The 20,322-nt window shown below is 48.6% G+C and carries 20 protein-coding genes; 8 read left to right on the forward strand and 12 right to left on the reverse strand.

Features of this window, described 5'->3' with window-relative positions; all coding sequences use genetic code 11:
• Positions 1–132 precede the first annotated feature (132 nt).
• Positions 133–2,808, forward strand: coding sequence for a PAS domain S-box protein (locus tag G3M78_15265; protein QPJ66686.1), 2,676 nt, complete (start codon positions 133–135; stop codon positions 2,806–2,808).
• 12 nt (positions 2,809–2,820) lie between these two features.
• Here the strand turns inward: G3M78_15265 and G3M78_15270 are convergent, their stop codons facing one another.
• The 3 genes from G3M78_15270 to G3M78_15280 all read right to left on the reverse strand — a co-directional run bounded on the left by G3M78_15270 (position 2,821) and on the right by G3M78_15280 (position 4,657).
• Positions 2,821–3,435 (reverse strand): LysE family translocator, encoded by a 615-nt coding sequence (locus G3M78_15270; GenBank protein ID QPJ66687.1) that lies wholly within the window; start codon positions 3,433–3,435, stop codon positions 2,821–2,823.
• Between the two features lie 10 nt (positions 3,436–3,445).
• Positions 3,446–3,970 carry a TIGR00645 family protein gene (locus G3M78_15275; protein ID QPJ66688.1) on the reverse strand — a complete coding sequence of 175 codons (525 nt, stop codon included), beginning with the start codon at positions 3,968–3,970 and terminating at the stop codon, positions 3,446–3,448.
• 279 nt (positions 3,971–4,249) lie between these two features.
• A complete protein-coding gene (locus G3M78_15280; GenBank protein QPJ66689.1) occupies positions 4,250–4,657 on the reverse strand; it encodes a VOC family protein in 408 nt (135 codons plus the stop codon).
• A gap of 273 nt (positions 4,658–4,930) precedes the next feature.
• Between G3M78_15280 and zntB the strand changes: the two genes are divergently transcribed.
• The 4 genes from zntB (at position 4,931) to G3M78_15300 (ending at position 11,176) form a co-directional block, all read left to right on the forward strand.
• Entirely contained in the window at positions 4,931–5,905 is a 975-nt protein-coding gene (gene zntB, locus G3M78_15285; GenBank protein QPJ66690.1) for a zinc transporter ZntB, read from the forward strand.
• Between the two features lie 47 nt (positions 5,906–5,952).
• A complete protein-coding gene (locus G3M78_15290; protein ID QPJ66691.1) occupies positions 5,953–6,843 on the forward strand; it encodes a mechanosensitive ion channel in 891 nt (296 codons plus the stop codon).
• A gap of 849 nt (positions 6,844–7,692) precedes the next feature.
• The gene (locus G3M78_15295; protein QPJ66692.1) at positions 7,693–10,500 is read left to right on the forward strand and encodes a PAS domain S-box protein; all 2,808 of its coding nucleotides are present in this window, start codon (positions 7,693–7,695) and stop codon (positions 10,498–10,500) included.
• Positions 10,501–10,612: 112 nt separating this feature from the next.
• Positions 10,613–11,176 carry a response regulator gene (locus tag G3M78_15300; protein QPJ66693.1) on the forward strand — a complete coding sequence of 188 codons (564 nt, stop codon included), beginning with the start codon at positions 10,613–10,615 and terminating at the stop codon, positions 11,174–11,176.
• A 138-nt stretch (positions 11,177–11,314) separates the two neighbouring features.
• Here G3M78_15300 and G3M78_15305 read toward each other — a convergent pair whose 3' ends face one another.
• The gene (locus G3M78_15305; GenBank protein ID QPJ66694.1) at positions 11,315–11,665 is read right to left on the reverse strand and encodes a hypothetical protein; all 351 of its coding nucleotides are present in this window, start codon (positions 11,663–11,665) and stop codon (positions 11,315–11,317) included.
• A gap of 509 nt (positions 11,666–12,174) precedes the next feature.
• On the opposite strand from G3M78_15305, the gene G3M78_15310 reads away from it, so the two are divergent.
• On the forward strand, positions 12,175–12,528 hold the full coding sequence (locus G3M78_15310) for a hypothetical protein (protein QPJ66695.1): 354 nt from the start codon (positions 12,175–12,177) through the stop codon (positions 12,526–12,528).
• Between the two features lie 12 nt (positions 12,529–12,540).
• Here the strand turns inward: G3M78_15310 and G3M78_15315 are convergent, their stop codons facing one another.
• Genes G3M78_15315 through G3M78_15335 form a run of 5 tightly spaced genes read right to left on the reverse strand, consistent with a single transcriptional unit; the run spans position 12,541 to position 15,810 of the window.
• On the reverse strand, positions 12,541–12,771 hold the full coding sequence (locus G3M78_15315; protein QPJ66696.1) for a hypothetical protein: 231 nt from the start codon (positions 12,769–12,771) through the stop codon (positions 12,541–12,543).
• Positions 12,768–12,977: a hypothetical protein gene (locus G3M78_15320; protein ID QPJ66697.1), complete on the reverse strand. Its 210-nt coding sequence runs from the start codon at positions 12,975–12,977 to the stop codon at positions 12,768–12,770. Before G3M78_15320 ends, G3M78_15315 begins: the two co-directional genes overlap by 4 nt.
• A gap of 3 nt (positions 12,978–12,980) precedes the next feature.
• Positions 12,981–14,405, reverse strand: a complete 1,425-nt coding sequence (gene pyk, locus G3M78_15325; protein ID QPJ66698.1) for a pyruvate kinase — start codon at positions 14,403–14,405, stop codon at positions 12,981–12,983.
• 59 nt (positions 14,406–14,464) lie between these two features.
• Positions 14,465–15,280 (reverse strand): sterol desaturase family protein, encoded by an 816-nt coding sequence (locus G3M78_15330; GenBank protein ID QPJ66699.1) that lies wholly within the window; start codon positions 15,278–15,280, stop codon positions 14,465–14,467.
• A 41-nt stretch (positions 15,281–15,321) separates the two neighbouring features.
• Entirely contained in the window at positions 15,322–15,810 is a 489-nt protein-coding gene (locus tag G3M78_15335; GenBank protein ID QPJ66700.1) for a hypothetical protein, read from the reverse strand.
• A gap of 138 nt (positions 15,811–15,948) precedes the next feature.
• On the opposite strand from G3M78_15335, the gene G3M78_15340 reads away from it, so the two are divergent.
• Positions 15,949–17,301: an MFS transporter gene (locus tag G3M78_15340; protein QPJ66701.1), complete on the forward strand. Its 1,353-nt coding sequence runs from the start codon at positions 15,949–15,951 to the stop codon at positions 17,299–17,301.
• Between the two features lie 9 nt (positions 17,302–17,310).
• On the opposite strand, the gene G3M78_15345 is transcribed toward G3M78_15340, so the two are convergent.
• Positions 17,311–17,655 carry a hypothetical protein gene (locus G3M78_15345; protein QPJ66702.1) on the reverse strand — a complete coding sequence of 115 codons (345 nt, stop codon included), beginning with the start codon at positions 17,653–17,655 and terminating at the stop codon, positions 17,311–17,313.
• A gap of 7 nt (positions 17,656–17,662) precedes the next feature.
• The gene (def, locus tag G3M78_15350; GenBank protein QPJ66703.1) at positions 17,663–18,217 is read right to left on the reverse strand and encodes a peptide deformylase; all 555 of its coding nucleotides are present in this window, start codon (positions 18,215–18,217) and stop codon (positions 17,663–17,665) included.
• Between the two features lie 217 nt (positions 18,218–18,434).
• Here def and G3M78_15355 point away from each other — a divergent pair, with 217 nt between their 5' ends.
• Positions 18,435–18,713, forward strand: coding sequence for an HU family DNA-binding protein (locus tag G3M78_15355; protein ID QPJ66704.1), 279 nt, complete (start codon positions 18,435–18,437; stop codon positions 18,711–18,713).
• 58 nt (positions 18,714–18,771) lie between these two features.
• On the opposite strand, the gene G3M78_15360 is transcribed toward G3M78_15355, so the two are convergent.
• Positions 18,772–20,322: hypothetical protein (locus tag G3M78_15360; GenBank protein ID QPJ66705.1), on the reverse strand; the 1,551-nt coding region annotated here is incomplete at its 5' end.

Here is a 20,322-nt window from a genome sequence, read left to right on the forward strand (position 1 = left end):
ATATGCCATTTTGTGTAAAAACCTTTACCCTAAAACTAGTGGCATAGCATTTTATTTTCATACCACCCTTATAATAATTTTATCGTGAATACGATATCTACAGATCAATTCTCCTCAAGATTCCCCCAAATCTTGCTTTATATATGTATAGCCTTTTTCTGCCTGTCTCTAACCGCATTGCTGGGTTATCGGGTGGTCAAACAGGAAATCCAAAAGACCATCATCAAACAGACGAATTCGACTCTGAGCGCTAATCTCGCCATGCTTCGCTCATGGAAGCAGGAAAAGCTGACGGACGTTCTTGTCCTGTCTGAAAACACAACGATTCGAAACAACATTCTCTCGCTGACCGAAAAATCTAACGGGCAAGACTGGGCAAAGGAAAAAATACTGGATACTCCTGAAGCAAAATTATTGCGCAGGGAATTGGGCAACGCATCCAAAGAATACGGGTTCATCGGTTTCGTCATCTATGACTCAACCGGTTATCAGACGCTCGCTCTTCTCGATGCCGCAACCGGAAAACGTCCCTCTAACCCAAGGAGCGATTTTGTACAACGCGCCCTGAATGGCCAGCAAGTCATGTCGCATCCATTCATGAGTGAGATCCCACTGAAAGACAGCAATGGGAAGTTGCATGATCGTTTCCCGACCATGTTCTTCGCCACTCCGGTCTACAACAAATCCGGTCAGGCGACGGCGGTTTTAGCGTTTCGCATCCGACCTGAAATCGATTTCAACAACATCTTATCTCTGAACCGCTTTGGCGAATCGGGAGAAAATTATGTGTTCGATGAAAATGGGACTTTACTGACCCAAAGCCGCTTCGAAAATTTTCTAAAATCAATAGGAACACTGGATGACTCTCCCAGTTCCACGTCCATGCTCAACGTCCAGATACGCGATCCAGGAGGGGATCTGACCCAGGGATTTACAAGCTCGACGCCGATGAGTGAATGGTCGCTCACGCGTATGGCAAGCGAAGCGACTCAAGGTCGAGCAGGGCACGATGTGGACGGATACAATGATTATCGCGGCGTCAAGGTGGTCGGGGCCTGGGACTGGGCGGCGGATATGCAGATCGGAATCACCACGGAGCTTGATTTTGTTGAGGCTTATATTCCGTTACACAAACTTCAGAAAATTTTCTTCCTCATTTTCAGCTTACTGACTCTCTCTGTCATCTGGTCTCTGTGGATGATTTTTCATCAGCAAAAGACGCAAGAGAAGTTCATCCATCAAACCCAGACGCTGAATGAAAAAGAACGTCTCCTGCATACCCTGGTGGATAACGTGGTCGATTCGGTCATAACCATCAACCAGCAAGGCATCGTGCAGAGTTTCAACCCTGCATCGGAACGACTCTTTGGCTACTCGGTAGAGGAAGTGGTCGGTCAAAACGTCAAGATACTCATGGAAGGAGAAAACAAGAAGCATCACGACGAATACCTTTCAAGCTACATCAGAACTCGCAACCCCAAGATCATTGGCATCGGTCGCGAAGTGATCGGGAAACGAAAGGACGGATCTCTCTTCCATCTGGATCTGTCGGTAAGCGAGGGAAAGGTCGGCAATGAATCCTGGTTCACAGGCATCTGTAGAGACATTACGGAACGCAAAAAAATGGAAGATAAAATGCAATTGGCGCGCAAAGACGCTGAGAGCGCAAATTTAGCAAAATCTGAATTCCTCGCCAGCATGAGCCATGAATTGAGAACGCCTCTGAACTCAATACTGGGATTCAGTCAATTGATGGAAATGGACCCCGACAAAACAGAGACACAAACAAAAGTACTTGAACATATTTTAAAATCAAGCCGGCACTTGCTGGACTTGATCAATGACGTGCTTGATCTGGCAAAGATCGAAACGGGAAATCTTTCGATCACAATTGAACCCATAGAAATTTACGCCATAACCGAACAACTGATCCTTCTCACCCAATCAATGGCAACCGAGCGGGACATTCGGGTAGAAAATATAATTCCTCGTGATTTTTCAGGAACGGTGATGGGAGATCGCACCCGGGTGAAACAAATACTGCTCAACCTGATCACCAACGCGATCAAGTATAACAAGAAGAATGGTTCCGTTACATTGATCTGCGACACGTCAAAAAAAGATATGATTGGCATTTCGGTCGCAGACACCGGCCCCGGCATTTCGGCAACCCATCAGAACAAATTATTCAAACCCTTCGAACGTTTGGGAGCAGAGCAAACAACCACCGAAGGCACGGGCATCGGGCTGGCTATCTGCAAAGACCTGGCAGAAAAAATGAACGGCTCCGTGGAATATGAAACTCAGGAAAACAAAGGTAGCCGGTTTACCCTGTATCTCCCGATCGCCCAATCTTCCGATCTGCAGACCACGCCAACTCGCGATGACACAAAGGAATTTGTATCCATGTTGACAAACAAACATGGAACAATTCTCTATATTGAGGATAATTTATCCAACCAGAAACTGGTCCAGGAAATTCTGATTCACTTTAACTCGCTATCGCTCTCAATATCAGACACCGGAGAGGAAGGGCTGAAGATGGCTCTCGATCTAAAACCAGACTTGATTTTGCTTGATATCGACCTTCCAGATATTCATGGCTTTGAGGTCTTCAAACGATTGCGCAGTCAGGAAGAAACCAAAAACATTCCTATCATCGCCCTCAGCGCAAATGCCATGAGCAATGAAATCAAAAACGCCGCCAAGCTGGGATTCAACGACTACATTGTCAAACCCTTTGAATTGCTGTTTTTCTTCGAAACAATTTCCCGCCACCTTCCCGACCAGCAGGAAACAAAAATTTAACGCTCTGCCGGTTCAGGATTTCATCGCAAGATAAAGGCCTATGCCCACCATCGTAGCGCCAGCGAAGCGGTTCAGGGTATTTTGCATTCCCCCATCATTTAAAAGGCTCAGCGCTTTCAACGCCAAAACCGCATATCCTGTCTTCGCCGCGCCCAGGGCGAGCGCCGCGATCAACAGGATGAGGCCCGCGTCATGCATTGATATCGCGGTTAAATCAATAAACGCAGGAAGAAAACTCATATAGAAAAGAATCGCCTTGGGATCGCCCAGGGTAATCAACAATCCGACAAGAAAATCACCGCCCCAGGAAGTCTGCGCAGTTTGATCCGACGATTCAACGGAGGGTCGAGAACGCCACAATCCAATTCCCATCCAGATCAGGTAGGCCCCGCCCAGGTATTTGACGAATACCAATCCTTCGGGAACCAAATCCTGAATGGACCAGAGACCATAAATAGCCAGAAAAATAAAAATAAAATCCCCGGCAATGATACCCAGCGTGGTAACGAAAGCATGCGCCAAACCCGATCCCACAGAACGCGCAACGACAGCAAGGGCGCTGGCGTCCGGCGTTATGGCCAGCGCAAACATGGCGCTGAATAAGGTGAAGGCGACGTTCCAGGTCAATTATAAACTCTCAATGATCCGGAGTCCCTGCGGCGATACGATCCATCAGCGCAAAGAAAACGCCGCTCAGCACAAAAGACATATGAATCACAACCTTCCACAAAAACATCTCCGTATTCGCCTCAGACGGTTCGTTTGGAATTTCCATGAACGTCCTTAACAAATGAATCGCGGAAATGGCGACGATCGCTCCGATCACCTTCAACTTGAGGCCGCTAAAATCCACCTTCCCCATCCAGTCGGGCCGGTCCAAATGCTCGCCCACATCGATCTTAGAAACAAAAATTTCATAACCGGAAAAAATAATCATCAGCAACAAAGACCCAATCAGGGTGATATCGATCAATGCCAAAACGCCAATGATAACTTCTCCTTCAGAAAGGCTGACGACCTCGGTAATCAAATGAGTCAGTTCCTGAAAAAACTTTATAAAAAGTAAAATGATGCTGACAACCAGGCCAAGAAAAAATGGGGCCAGCAACCATCGACTGTTGAATATGAATTTTTCTAAACAGGCTTCAATTTTTTGTGACATGCTTTCTCCAAAGTAAACATAAATGGGAAACCCTGGGTTTCCCTGAATCTTCATGACCTGCAACGAGCAATAAAATAGGCCACGCCATTCAGCGTCGAACTGATGGAATAACCCATCGCATATTGAGGCATAAAACTTCTCAATATAGTCATATTATAAGCCCCCTTCAATCCCTAAAAGCGCTGTGGCGACAGCAAGCAATTATCAAGATACATTGCTGGCAACAGGGATTGTTCGATAGCCTAACTCAGTTCCAGGGCAAAACGGTAAAGCAACCTGTTAGCTAGCTTGAATCGCTTTCAGTTCGATCGTATTGCCGTCCGTATCTTTAATATATAAGGAACGCCCTGTCCCCTGAGCGCCGTAGCGATTGACAAATTCTCCTAGCTCGACGCCGCGACCTTTCAAAAATGCGCTCAACTCATTCTCGTCGAACGCCTCCAACTGCAAACAAAAATGATCCAGATTGTTTCCGCTTGCAGATGGCGCGCCGCCTCCCATACGACCGATCTCGCTGTCTACAGCGACGATATCGATCAGACACTCGCCCGCCCGCAATTGCGTGATCCCGATATCCGGCAACTGCCTTTCCACAGCACAGCCAAGCGTACCGCAGTAAAACGCAATCATAGCGTCAGGACGCTCCGTTCGTAAAACAATGTGATCAATTTTTTTGATTACAATCATTCCCATCTCCGGTATCAATGATTAAGTTGTTTTTCTAGTAATATTCAAAAAACTATTTCAACAAAAATGGTATTCTCTTTATAGTTTTTTCACTCACATGAATTCAATCAATGACAAATTGTCATGCACCCCCCTTGTGTTCCAAGCTCCAGTTAACTTTAAAATAAATAGAGCAAAATCAGATTATAATATAAGAAACCCATGTTTTGCTTGGCTTGATCCACATATTATGCGCAAAGCCATACGTTGAGTTGAAATCTGAAGGAGATATTCATGTTAAATGAAGGCGGTTTGATCGCGGCATATATTCTCGATGGCAAAGGTAAAGGCATTAAAATCGGATGGGAAGAAATTCGATCCTGGACTCCAGACAAGGGAATTCTCTGGGTGCACCTTGATTACACATCCGCCGAAGCCCAACAATGGATCAATCAGGAAGCCCATTTAGAAGAAGTCCCCAAAGGCTCCCTTCTCGAAGTTGAAACCCGCCCCAGATGCGCTCTGTATAGTGATGGATTACTGCTGACACTGAGAGGCGTCAACCTGCTACCCCTGTCCGACCCCGAAGATATGGTCGCCATTCGTATCTGGATCGAAGAAAACAGAATCATCTCCACCCGAAAAAGAAAATTACTCTCCGTGGAAGATTTGCGAAACTCAATTGAAAAGGGAAGCGGACCTCGAACTCCCGCTGAGTTTTTAGTTGAACTTAGCGACCGCCTGGTCAACCGAATGGCGGATGTCATCGATCAAATCGACGACAGCGTGGATCACCTGCAAGATCAGGTCCTCACCGAAGAAAGTCATCAACTGCGGCCCATCATCGCTGGATGCCGCCGCCAGGCAATCGCGTTGAGAAGGTACCTTGGCCCCCAACGAGAAGCTCTGTCAAAACTTTACAATGAACGCGTTCAATGGCTGGAGGATGTGGATCGCATGCGCCTGAGAGAAATATCCGACCGCATGATGCGTTACATAGAAGACCTGGACACCTCGCGCGAGCGCGCTTCTGTCGCACAGGAAGAGTTGATGAGCCGCCTTTCCGAGAATATGGAAAAAAGAATGTATGTCATCTCCATCGTTTCCGTTGTCTTTCTTCCTCTCAGCTTCATCACCGGCCTGCTCGGCATCAATGTCGGCGGCATTCCGGGGAGCGAGGACAAAACCGCATTCATGATGGTCTGTATTTTCCTCATAATCATGGTCGCCATCCAGTTCTGGATTTTCAAAATAAAAAAATGGTTATGACCGAATAGATATCTTTCAAAATCATTCACCACGCCGGAGTCAATACAATGGACATCCTCATAGAGCAACTTAAAACCTTATGGAATCTTTTCAGCGCTCCCTTGTTCGAACTGGGCAGCAGCCATATATCAATAGCTTCTCTGTTTGTGGTCCTGACCATACTCGCCGGTTTTGTGATCGTTTCCAAAATCATCGAACGCGGCGTGAGAAGCGCGCTAAAGAACAAAGCCATCGATCCCGGCATCAAAGGATCGATTGAAAGATTTTCAAGATACATCACGATCACTCTGGGAGCGTTCATCGCCCTCGACACCATCGGCATCAGCCTCACCTCACTCGCCGCATTGGGCGCCGTGCTCATGGTGGGCATTGGTTTTGGACTACAGAATATCGCGCAGAACTTCATCTCAGGCATCATCATTCTACTGGAACGACCGATCAAACAGGGCGACATTGTTTACGTCGGCGGAGTCTCCGGAAAAGTTCTCGATATTCGCGTTCGCTCCACCATCATCGAAACACGCGACGACGTGGCAATCATCGTTCCAAACTCGCAGTTCATCGCCGAGCAAGTTATCAACGATAGTTTTTCAGGAGAGAAAATTCGAAGAACGCTCAAGGTGGGCGTCGCTTATGGTTCTGATGTCGAGAAGGTAACGGAGATATTAATGAAAGTCGCCGAAGACCAGAAACAAGTCCTTGAAACCCCCAGCGCCAAAGTATTCTTCATGGACTTTGGAAGTTCTTCGCTGGATTTTGAATTGCGATTCTGGGTGAACGAACTCTGGACCACCGATGGCATTCTTTCCGATTTAAGGTACGCCGTCGACCGCGAATTCAGGAATGCAGGAGTGACTATCCCCTTCCCGCAACAGGACCTGCACATCAAATCCTGCGAAACCAATTTCAAGCTGGCCCACGAGTCGTCCAATTCTTGACCTAATGAGAACTATTGAAATTGACTTGCTATGGAGTATAAAGGTGAAATCAATCACAATAAGCCGAAGGATCTGACTCCACACAATCGAGACACCTCATATCTTTTCTATGATTCATAATCGACAAGCGCGCGGTCACACCCAGCACGACATGAAATGCGATAAAACGCAGGCAAGCTTTCCTCTTCCGCTTCATATTCCCGGTGGACCGAAACCTGGAACCTGGATTTTTTAATTTTCGTTATCCGCTTCTACTCTCTCCCTAATTTCAACTTTGCGTTGAGCATATCTCAATCACGACCGAATAACCTTATCACTTTTCCAAATTAATAAATTGAAATTCCGAGTAAGCCAATGGAATTTATGGACATGTTGCCCGCCTCTGCGACGCGGGTTTTCCAGATTATGTCGTTCGATTGTTCAAGGCGTTTAAAACGAACGAATGAATCCGAACTGTCACTTCTCGATTTTGCGCGGCTCCATAATTTCGAATGCCACAATCAATTAAGGCAGGAAAATAAGAAATTCCGAATTTAGCCTTCAAACCCCCAATGCGCCACAAAGTTCAGTTTCTGTGGGTGGCTATAATGTTATCGGTGATAAATAATTGATTTTGAACTAAAATAGACGGCAACTTCGACGTGAAGTATGATTTTAAATATCCTTTGGAAGTATTCACCGATTAGCGGATAAAATGGATAACCGAAGTTTTGCTAAAATGAGAAAAATAGTGTTACTTTCGTAGCAGGTTCAAAGCACGCGCAAATTTCTGGCGGGGCGGGCGACATGTTGTATTCACACAAATCCCCAATCTTTTTGATCTGCAATCTGATTTCAATTCTGATTGCTTTGCTTGTTCTATTCGGATGGCACACCAACCGTCCTATTCTGATCCAGGTGGATTTGGAATGGACGCCCATGCAATACAACACTGCTTTGGGTTTCCTCGCTTGCGGAGTCGCCGGAACGCTTGCCTATTTTTCCCGCCCCCGAAGTTCCAGCGCAATCAGCCTCATCCCCATACTGCTTGGCTCTCTTACCCTGATCGAATATGTGATCGGCGTTAATCTGTTCATTGATGATTTTTTCTTCGAGCATTACATAACGACGGGCTCCTCTCACATTGGACGCATGGCTCCCAACACGGCAATTTGTTTCATACTGGCCGGAGCTTCGCTGATACTGTCCTGTCCATTTCCAAATTCAAGCTCCAGAAGACAATTCTTTGTCGCAACGCTTGGCGGCGCCTTGCTCATCTCGCTTTCCCTGATAGCAGCGCTGGGCTACTTGACCGGCCACGAGTCCTTCTTCGGCTGGGGTTCCATGACGCGCATGGCCATTCACACAACGACCGCTTTTTTCATTCTCGGAATTGGACTGGTCGCCAGTTCTATGGAACATAGTAAAGCTGAAAAAAGCGTCATCGTTTTTTCAATCATCACCATGAGTTCCGTGATGCTGACGGTGACCGTTCTTGCCGTCATGCAAAGCGCGGTTGAGAGGGACGTGAAATCGACATTACAAGCCTCTCTCGCGCGCACGCTCACAGAGTTGGATATCTGGCGGATTGGCGTCATAAGAAACAGCTCCACCTGGTCGGAGTTCCCCGGCGTTAAAGAAAACGCCCTCGCGCTGTTGAATGCGCCTCGATCCAAGCAAAGTCTGCTCGCGCATCCTTCCGGAGAAAAACTGGACTCTCTTCTGCGCCCCATCATGGAGAGGTTCGAGTACGACGGATACATTCTCATCTCCCCTGACTACACGAATACGGCCTCTATGCTGAAAGGCAACATTGGCAAGAAAAATATATTGGCCGACGTAAAAAACTACCTTCCCAGAGCTTTTGCAGGTGAAACCTTTATCACGCCGCCTTTAAAATCTGAGATTCCTCTTCACGTTCTATCGGGAGACGCAAACCGGCGCGCTCCAACCATGTTTTCTCTGGCTCCCGTTCATGACGACGAGGGCAATGTGATCGGCGTTCTTGCCTTCCGTCTCAGTCCTTTCAAAAATTTCACGCCCATTCTGCGACTTGGAATTCTGGGTAGAACGGGAGAAACCTACGCCTTTGATGCAAGCGGACAAATGCTTTCGGAAAGCCGCTTCACCCATCAACTGGAACAAATAGGACTCATCCCAGCCGGCTCATCCAGCATCCTCAACATTGAAGTCAATGACCCCGGAGTCAATCTTCTAAAGGGAATGACGCCCTCATTACCGAGAGACAAACAACCGCTAACCTTAATGGCTGGCCAGGCAATCCAAGGAAAGAAAGGAAGTAATATCACCGGTTATCGCGATTATCGCGGCGTCACCGTCGTCGGCAGTTGGGTCTGGTACGACCCGATGGACATGGGAATAGCGACAGAGATTGACTTGCAGGAAATGTACGAATCCTATAATTTCTTCCGCAACGCGGTTCTCTTCCTGCAAGTGAGCATGATCGGTCTGCTCATCGTATTTGCCACTCAATTGGGCCGACGCCGACGCGAATTAACGCAGAAAGAGACTATGTTCAGAGCCATCGCCGATGCATCTCCTATCGGGCTTTACAAGATCGACTGCTCGGGTCGCTATATCTATGTCAACGAGAAATGGCGCGATATCACGGGCATATCGCAGGAAGATGCATTGAAAATCCAATGGTTCAAAACCATACAAAGCGAAGATCAAGGGCGTATCCTCGAGTCATGGAATATCGCCGTTCAGCAGGGGAAACCGTTTGAGGCTGAATATCGCATCAAAACCAAAGAGAGAAACTCCATTTGGGTCCGCGCCCATGTAAGCCCGGACAGAGATGAAAATGATAAAATCATAGGGCATATAGGGACGATTGCCGATGTCACGGCAAGAATAGCTAACGAACGTCAATTGAAATTATACAGCGAAAATCTGGAGCAGTTGGTGGCCGAACGCACCAGAGAACTGAACCAAACCTTCAAACAATTGCTTCACTCCGAAAAGCTGGCGTCGCTAGGAAGGATCACCGGTTCCATTTCGCATGAATTCAATAATCCCCTTCAGGGCATTCGAAATATCATTGAAATATTGAACGACGCGAACTTAAGCAAGGATGAACACCGTTTGAGCCTGCTCGCAAAGAAAGAATGCGATCGACTGGCGGATATGATCCGTAATCTTCGAGATTTTTATAAACCTTCGACGGGACAGACAAGCGCGATTGACATCAACCACTGCATTGAAGGCGTGCTTGCGCTTCAGATGAAATCCTTCGATCGAAAGGGAATCAAAGTTCAGAAACATTTTTCCGATTCACTGCCCAAAATTGAAGCCATTGAGGATCAGATCAAACAGGTCATTTGGAATCTGGTTCAAAATGCGTCCGATGCCATTTCCGATAACAATGGAGAAATCATCGTATCCACTGAGATGCAAAACAGCGACACCATTTTGATAACAATCAACGATACGGGAGCGGGGCTTTCCGATATCGACAAGAAATTGATTTTTGACCCGTTTTTTACGACCAAAGGCGTTGATGGAACGGGATTGGGTCTGTCAATCTGCTACAGCATCGTTCAGGCGCATGGCGGTAATATTAATGTTGAGGAAACCGGGAAGTACACGACTTTTACAGTCACCCTTCCCGCCTCACACGCTCTGGCAAATGTGGGTGATCGTAATAGCAAATTATAGTCGAGATAGCGGACTCTCATCATGCAAGGTCGTTTATTGTGAATGTGAGGGAAAAGTCAAAAAGCAGTTCTGTTTCAATACAAAAGCAATCGTTCTTTAAGGGGGCGGAGCGATGTCAAAACATTCAATTCTTATCATAGACGATGAAGAAGTCATCACTGAAAGTATGTCTCATATCTTGGAACAAGCGCAATATAAGGTTTATACAGCGCCTAATGGTCAAACAGGAATAGAAGCGTTTAAAAATGAAAGGCCTCAACTCGTCATCACCGACCTGATGATGAGCGGCATCGACGGCATCGACGTATTGAAAGAGATAAAATCTGATAGCCCGGAAGCCCTGGTCATCATCCTGACCGGCCATGGCGAATTGGAATCGGCCATCGAAGCGGTGCATTATGGAGCTTCTGAATATTTGCTCAAACCTTGCAATAAAACTGAGATATTGCATCGGGTGAAGGAGTGCTTTGAAAAACGAGAGATGCAGATACAAATCAAGGCCTACGAAAAAATAATTCCCGTCTGTTGCCAATGTAGAAAAATTCGGGACGACCGCGGCAGGCCTCATGAAAGTGGGGAATGGGTTTTTGCAGATGAATTCATCGAGCGCCATTCCGATCTTGACGCATCCCACACGTATTGCAACGACTGCGCGGAAAAGATCATCAACTCATGAGGTTGGGACTGAACGGATGAGGGACGCGCTCGACCTCCACAGCGATGAATGCAAAAAGGGCTTACTGGCATTCCAGTAAGCCCTTGTTTCTCAAAACGTCATCTCAAAACTTCGTTCACCCCCTGATGTCCCAACCGATCAACCCGCCAGGATTTCAACGATCCTCATACAATCGTCCTTGTAGGTCATGATTTCGCTGTGTTCCTGTTCGGTCAGGTCGTCTGACAGGTTTTCGTCGATCAACTGGACAGCGTCGTTCAGACCTCCCGCCATGATGTCCAGATCGCCTTCGGTCAGAGCGTAAATCGAGGGATTCTTCTTCAGGCTTTCAAACACCCGGGTGTATTTGTTTTTAAAATCCAGAGCGGATTCGCGTTGCCGGTCCGATAAATCGCCCTTCAGCTCCGTATTCATATCAGAGATAGCGTCGTTCAACGCCATCTGAATGGTTTCGATATCCTTCTCCCCTATGGTTGCCAGAGATTTCATGGTCCTCTATTCTTCCTTAACTTACATGTGAAATAGCGCCGTCATCGAGGATCACAAATCTGTATTCCCCTGAGCATTATAAAAAATTTATTATATCTACGAAGCTCCGGCAAAGTCAAAATTAAGCGTCGATCTAATTTTTCGGCAATATCCGCAATATGATTCAACAATAATGAGTCACGAGATCAGGCATATAGATTATTGTATTTATAAATATTACAGATTCAAAATCTCTTTTTCAGGCGGCCCAGACTGAATGCGAAACGAACAAAACCCGAAATAAGGATAGAGCCAGTCCTTTTCCCGGCGCTCCAAAAAATAAAATTTAAAATGATTGCATCGCGCTTTAAGCCCCCACTCACCCCCATGACCGTTAACAATCATCTCCTCGCTTAATTTTGACTTTGCCGGAGCTTCGTAGATATAATATTTTGATGAGGTCGGATCCGAAATCCTGGTTCCGCCATAAAATTTGCTTCCCAACCTATTATAAAGGTCGATAGAAAATCATGAAATCTCTGGCAACCATAGGGGAGAAGGATATCGAAACCATTCAGATGGCGTTGAACGACGCTATCTCTGATATGAATACGGAGTTGAAGGGCGATTTGTCGGACAAGCAACGCGAATCCGCTCTGGATTTTAAAAACAAATACACCCGGGTGTTTGAGAGCCTGAAGAAGAATCCCTCGATTTACGCTCTGACCGAAGGCGATCTGGATATCGTCGCAGGAGGGCTGAACGACGCCGTCCAGTTGATCGACGAAAACCTGTCCGACGACCTGACCGAACAGGAACACAGCGAAATCATGACCTACAAGGACGATTGCGTAAGGATCATAGACATACTCGCCGGGGATTGAACGACGCGCAATTCACCTGCCAAAATTCACAAAGTAGCCGTAATAAAACATCCACCCCGTCACTCCAGCTCCCGCCGCCATGCATAGCGTCCAGGCTTTTCGGCTCTCTTTCTTGATTCCGTTTTTATCTTCATACATGAACGACGAATGCAACATCACGCCCAGAGAAAACGAAATCGCTAAATAAGACAAGGCCAGAACAATGAACATGAACGGCGAAAATTCCAGACTATTGCTCGTCATAAAATAAACCCCGACTCGGCGATTCCCCAATGTTCAAGCAAGGAAGCCATGCCAAATATTAAAGAAAACAGAAACAAAACAAACACTAGGACGCCAAAGAAAACCTTGACGATTTCCTTCGCGCCGCGCACCTGTTTCCAATAGCTGACAGCGACCGTGCCAACGAGAACCAGAAGACCTGTGATGATGTAATATCGCGGCGACATGGATCAGGAAACCGTTTCAACGCGAATCACGTTGGTCCAGTTGGGGATGCCCAGAGGCAATCCCGTCGTGACAATCACCCGATCGCCGCGATTCAGCCAGCGCTTGGATTTCAGTATTTCAAACAATTCGCTCATGTCCTCGACAAAACTGATTTTATTATCCACCCAAATGGGAAACACGCCTCGTATCAAGACCAGCTTGCGCGCCTGAGCCTGCCTCGCCGTGAATGCAAACAGAGGAACCATCGGATGAAACGACGACACCATTTTTGCCGTTCCTCCCGATTGGGTGAACACCACAATCGCCTGCGCATTCAACCAGCCAGTCATGCGAACCGCCGTTAAGGCGATGCCCTTGTTGATGGGGAAATCCGCTAGCGATTCGCGCGTTGTGATGCCATTGCGTTCCGTTTCGACCAGATACGATTCCGCCTCTTTCAAGGTCTCCACCATCACCTTGACCGCCGCCACGGGATACTTGCCCGCCGCCGTTTCGCCCGAAAGCATGACGGCGTCCGCCTTGCAAAAAACGGCGTTCGCAACATCCGACGCTTCCGCGCGGGTGGGTCGCGCATTCTCAATCATCGACTCCAGCATCTGCGTGGCGATGATCACCGGGCGCGATTGCCGCGCGCAAACGGTCAATATCTTTCGCTGTACCACCGGCACTTCCGCCAGAGGAATCTCGATCCCTAAATCGCCGCGCGCCACCATAACAACATCGGAAACTTCGACAATCGACTCTATATTCTCCACCGCCTGACGACGCTCGATCTTGGCGACGATATCCACATCGCCGCCTTGCGCCTGGATCAATTTACGCAATTGCGTGATGTCTGCGGCGCGCCCGACAAAGGACAGAGCAACGAAGTCCACCTTCTGTTCCAGACCGAAGGCCAAATCTTTACGATCCTTGGGCGTTAAGGGCGACTCGGATAATTTCGCGTCCGGCAGGTTGATGCCCTTGAAATCCGTCAACAATCCGCCGTTAATGACTTGCGCCGTCACCTCTCGTCCGGATACAGACTCGACGCGAACGCAAAACTGACCGTCGTTCAAATACACGCGATCCCCAGGCCCGACCGATTTATGAAATTTCTCAAACTGCACCGGAATGATTCCAGAAGCGGGCTTCTTATGCGTCGAAAACACGACGGTCGCCCCCTTGCGCAAGCGCAGGCCCTCCGGCCCCAACCTCCCAACCCGTATCTTGGGTCCCTGCAAATCAAGCAGAATGCCCAGGAAACAACCCATCTCCCTTTCGACAATGCGAATGTTACGAACCCAATCGCTCAAAGTCGAATGATCGCCATGCGACAAATTCAAACGAAACACATTGACCCCAGCCTTCGCCAAGGCCCTCACGCTTGGCAGAGTCCCCGTGGTCGGCCCCAGAGTCGCCACTATTTTTGTCAGCGTCTGTTTCATAGCGCACCGGTTTGAAGATTAACCATCCCTACGAATCGAGTACCTAAAATTCCAATTCGCTAACGCAGATCGCCGGAAAAATATCGCGGGTTGTGCAGTTCAAACGGCATTTTCAAGAGTTCAGTAAAACCCACTTCGCTCGGCCTGCGAAACTGTTGCACACCGATCACAATTTCAGGCTGAGGCCGTTTTCCCTCAGGAATATAAGTCCCCAGAAAACGATCCCAGATTGAAAGATTGAAACCGTAGTTGGAATTCGTCTCGTTCACTTCCACCGAATGATGGATGCGATGCATGTCCGGCGTAACAATCACTTTTCGCAAGGCCCGGTCCACATGATCCGGCAACTTGATGTTCGAATGCGAAAACATCGCCATGCCGTTCAAGATCGCCTCAAACGCCAACACCGCCAGCGGAGAAGGCCCCAATCCAAGCACCAGAATGATTTTAAACAACATGGACGCGATGATCTCAACGGGATGAAAACGCAATCCCGATGAAACGTCCAGATCCAGATCTGAATGATGAACGATGTGAAAACGCCAGAAAAACGGGATCATATGCACGACCACGTGCTGAACGTAGATCATGAAATCCATGAACACAACAGCGAAAACCAGCTCGACCATCGGCGGGAACTCGGTCCAGTTGAGAATGCCCCAGCCCTGATTTTCCGCAAATTGCGCGGCCCCCACCGCCGCCGCTCCAAGCAACACGCGCGCAATGACGATGTTCACGCCGGTGATCCCCAGATTGATGCCAAAACGCCGGAGCTTCGAATCCACCGTCCGGTGGCGCGGGATGAGCGCTTCCAGAATCACCATCAATACGAACACGCCGAGAAAAATATAAAATCGAATCGCTTGTACGTCCATTATCGTCCATCTGAAATTAAAGGTTCATAAATAACAATCGGTCACTTCCCCAGCTTTTTATTGCGGGCAATTTCCGCGCGGCGTTTTTCCCCTTCTTTACGCAAGATCACCAGCGCGCCCTCCATCATGACAAAAACAAACCACAGTGTCGTGAAGCAGATGGTCCATAAAAAAATCATGTTGAACCAGTATTGGTAGGGGGTATAGTCGGTTGAAATGTGAATCAGGGCCTTGAGTTTATTCTGCTCGTTGAGCCCCTTTTTGAGATAGTTTGCGTAAAACGGATGTTTCTTCTTTTTAGCAAAGGCCTCCATCTCATCACGAGGCAGATTGATAAAGGTCGAAACCTCGATGATGTTCTCCTTGAAAAACATGCGCATCTTCTGCACTTCGGGCGTATCTGGAGGAGTCGCCATTGAATACCAGACGACTGCCGCCGTCGAAAGGAGAATGGACCCCCAGAAGGAAATACGACTGTATAGTTTTCTGTTTTTTTCGTTTGGATCGTCTTCAATCGAACTGATTTCCATGCGAGTATTACGCTCCCAATCTTTGAATGAATGAATTGTATCTGATGTTATGATGATCAGTCAGTAAAGGGAATCGATAAATCGAGCCTCCCTGTTTGCGCATTATGACATTGAAAGCGCCTTTTGAACAAGACTTCCATGCCCCATACCTTTGGTTCCGAATACATCACCATTTTAAAGCAGAATCCTTCATTTAGAAACCTTTGGTATGGCCAGGTGATCTCCGAACTCGGCGACTGGCTCAACAGCATCGCCATCTATGCGCTGATCCTCGAACTGGGAGATTCCGGGATGGCTCTCGCCGGGGTCATGATGGCCAAGCTGTTTCCCTTCGTCCTCGTCAGCCCCATTGCCGGAGTGGTCGTCGACCGTTTCAGCAGAAAATGGGTGATGATCCTGTCCGACCTGGGTCGCTTCCTTCTCGTCCTCGGCTTCCTCGCCGTCGACAGTTCCGACGACGTCTGGCTCATCTTCAGCTTGACGGCTCTGGCGATCGCCCTGGCCGGGTTTTTCGAACCCGCGCGCAGCGCCATTATACCGTCGTTAATTCCAAGGAAAGACCTCGTGGTCGCAAACGCCCTGAGCAGTTCGACCTGGTCCATCATGCTGGCGTTCGGCGCGGCAGTCGGCGGCGTGGTTGTCAGCATCGCCGGAATTCGAACAGCCTTTCTGCTCGACGCGGTCACCTTTTTATTTTCCGCCTGGTTCATCTTCAAGCTCCCCGAAGAAAAAGAGGAAGATGCCGCTCGCGCTCGCTTGTCGCGCAAAGATGGGGGATGGAAAAATTTTATCGAGGGAGTCAAATACCTGCTCAGCGAACCGATCATTCTCGCCCTGTCCCTCCTCAAGTCAGGTCTGGCTCTGGCCGGATGCGTGATGACGCTGGCGCCCTTGTACGCGCATCAAATGTACGCCCGTCCGCAAGACGTTTCGCTCGCGATCGGTCTGCTCTATGCGTCGAGGGGCGTAGGCGCGGCGCTGGGGCCGCCTTTGGTGAGAAAGTATTTTGGAGACTCTGCGCAGGTCTTGCACATCTCCATTGGAGCGGGATTTTTATTGAGCGGATTTTTCTATTATCTGTTTTCCTTCACCACCACCCTCGGGCTCGCCTGTACCATGCTTGGACTGGCGACGCTGTCCGGCTCGCTCATCTGGGTGTTCAGCTCAGCCTTGATTCATATGGAAGCGAAAGGGCCATTGCTCGGTCGCGTTTTCAGCGCGGAGCTGGCCTTGATGACTTTGATCATGGGATTGAGCAACTGGGCGGCGGGCGCAAGCATCGACTATGGAGCGATGACGGCTTACGAAGTTTCGCGATGGATGGCGGTCCTCATCACTCTACCGGGGTTCATCTGGTTTGCTTTTGTTTTTCTGGTTCGCAAGCGATTAGCAAAGGGGAAATGCGTCGGTTCGGTGTGCTCCATCGACCCCAGCGGCTTCAACCCCGTCGCTCCCATGAGCGGCGACACCATTGAAGAGCCGAGACTCTGAGAGACGCAATCAGGACGCTATGAAGTATTCCGCGAGAGACTTGCCAATATCATAATGCTGGATGAACATGCCCGGGTCCGACTGCTTCTGCGCCCACTGGTAAGCCCGATCCACCGACTCCGTTTCTCCAAGCGCGTGCAGAACGCTCACAGAAATGAAACTTGCAGTCAGGTCAAACGAAAGCGAATAGGATTCCACAATCGCCAGCATCTCCTTCATCTCCTCAGGCGCAAGAGTCCGGTACTTCGCCACCAGATTTTGCAGGTTCAATTCGCCGTAGGTATTCGTGTAAGTCGCGCCGATGCCCGGCTCGGCGTACAATAACTCGATTTCTTCCGCTAATGTCGTTTCCATAACAAGCTCAGACCTCAATCGAATCGGATTGCAGCCAATAGGTTTCAAATTCTTTTTGATACGCCAACTGCGTCATGTCCGTCATGCGATCCAAAAAGACCTTGCCCAGCAGATGGTCGGTCTCGTGCTGAATCACGATCGCTCTAAAACCATCCACATCCATTTCAATCCGTTGTCCCCAGCGATCATAAGCCTCCAGATGAATCGACTCCGAGCGCGGCACCAGGCCACGGAAATCAATGAGACTCAGACACCCTTCCCAACCCATCACCGTCTCCTCGCTGTATCGAGTGATGACGGGGTTGACCAGAACCGTCAAGGGAATATCCGGGCGGTCAGGATAACGTTCATTGCCCTCGCATTCAAACACAACGATCTGCAAAGACCGGGACACCTGAGGAGCCGCAATGCCTGCGCCGTTTTCATGCCGCATGGTTTCGATCATGTCATCGATCAAACGCTGTAACTCGCCGTCTTTCTGAGTCAACGACTCAAGATCCACAGGCTCCGCCACTTTTCTTAAAATCGGATTGCCCAGACGCGCAATCTCTAAAACTGCCATAGCGCCCCCTTGAATAAAAAACGCATTTAGAATGGTTCGAAATTTCACTCCGCTTTCGCAGAAATATTTAACCAATTATACACTGCTTTCAAAACGCTTGAAAACCCGTTTCACCCTTAAAAATAGGCAAAATCCCGGTTTTTTTGTATTGACATTGAAACCGTATTTTTTGATAATGACTTTCGCCGGACAACTTTTTAATTAAGGAGGGGATACCTTGACCAAAGACGAACTGATTAGCTCCGTTATAAAAAATTGCAAAGATTCTGAAATTTCAAAACGACTCGCTGGCGATATCATCGACGCCACTTTTGAAACAATCGCTAAAGCCATCAAAAAAGAAAAACGCTATTCGTTTCCCGGATTTGGAACGTTTACCGTAAGAGCCAGAAAAGCACGAAAAGGTCGCAATCCGCAAACTGGCGAAGAGATCAAAATCAAAGCCAGCAAAACAGTCGGCTTCAAACCTGCTCCGACTCTAAAGAACATGCTGTAATATCGAATTCGCAGTAAAATGGAGCGCCTTCCTTTTCAAGGAAGGCGTTTTTTTTTGCCTAAAAGCCTGTCACAACAGCCTCAAACCCCTGGTCCTGCAACTCTTTACGCCCTGCCGTCGTTTCTTTTTCCGTAGCGTACATCCCGGTCAATACATGCCAGGCCGGATTGGAAAAGTTATTTTCTGTCTGTCCATAATAGTAAGCGGAGATTTTTTTCTGCGCTAATCGATGCACCCACTCCTCCGCATCGTCAATATTTTTATGCACGCCCAATGACAGCGCATAGGGCATTTGCCAGGGCGCCGCGTTCTCCACAACGCCGCTCTTCTTCAGCGCATCAACCCAGTCATTCGCCGAATCCCAATCGGCAAACCGACCGGAAAAAATTCTGAATATTTTTTGATCCTTTGCGAAATGATAGGGCGCGACATGCGCCTGCACTCCCGCCTTTCGCAAACGCGTTACCTCTATCACAGCATCTTCCCAATAAGGGTGGCTGGAAAGGTGCGCCGTATAAGGAATTTTCAAAGACGTTTCAAAATTCGCTTCCAGCCAGCCCGAAGGCGTTTCCTTCTTCAAAACCCGGCTCTTCTCAACTCGAAAGCGTTCGTCGCTAATTTTCCAGCGACCGTCTTCAACCGTCAAATCCAACTCTTTCACTCCAATACTCTCCAACCGCTGAGACGCAAACGCCTGGCGAAATACAGCCCGCCAGCCCCGAACAATGGGGACTAACAAAACGTCCCCTGTTTCGATCTTCGCTGGACCATGAAGCTTCATCAAACGTTCTTTGTATCCGATCAACTGAGGCGGAACCTCGCGTGAAAAAAAGGGCAAATGCGTTGCGCCATCAGCCTTTTCCCAGGAAACCCGCCATAGCTCCAGCAACTCAAACATCGCCACCAAAGCAGGCCCCTCGGCTTCCTGAAAAAGAATTCTGGGCAATTCAATAGGGATAGAAACCTGAGGTTTGGCTTTCTTCTCAACTCGAATCCCGCGCCACTCTTCCCACTGTCTGGAAAATATCTGCATAGCGGCTCGCTCGTCTATCGTGGACAAACGTTCTTCAACCGCGTCGACTTGCAATGTTGCTCCGACTTTCAAACCGTTCATGTTTCCATACAGAAACTGATCCCGGTTATCCATCCAAAGAGCGACTGCCAAACGTCTGGCGTCTCCCGGATCTTCCGCCAACCCAGCGGCGATACGCGTCAGAGTTTCCCCCCATTTGACAGGCCCGTAGGAGTCACCCTTCAAAACCGGCGCTTCGATGCCTGGAGCGCTGCGCGGGATCAAGCCTCGAATCACTGTCTGCAGTTTAATTTCAGAGGAGATCACAGCTTTGGGAGCGGCGGGTTTTTCCGCAAGAACCATCGCTTGAGGAGGAACGGGAGACACTCGGGGGCGCACGACGGACTCAACCTCTTCCGTTGCTTCCGCTTCAACAGGCTCCGCAGGCTCCGCAGGCTTCGCCTGTTTCGCGCTGACAATCACAGCCTCTTCTTCCTTGAGAACGTCGCGCTCTTCTATCGGCGCAGGCTCCGTCTGTTCCACGCTGACAATCACAGCCTCTTCTTCCTTGAGAACGTCGCGCTCTTCTATCGGCGC

The sequence above is a fragment of the Candidatus Nitrohelix vancouverensis genome, from assembly GCA_015698305.1.
Classification (GTDB): domain Bacteria; phylum Nitrospinota; class Nitrospinia; order Nitrospinales; family VA-1; genus Nitrohelix; species Nitrohelix vancouverensis.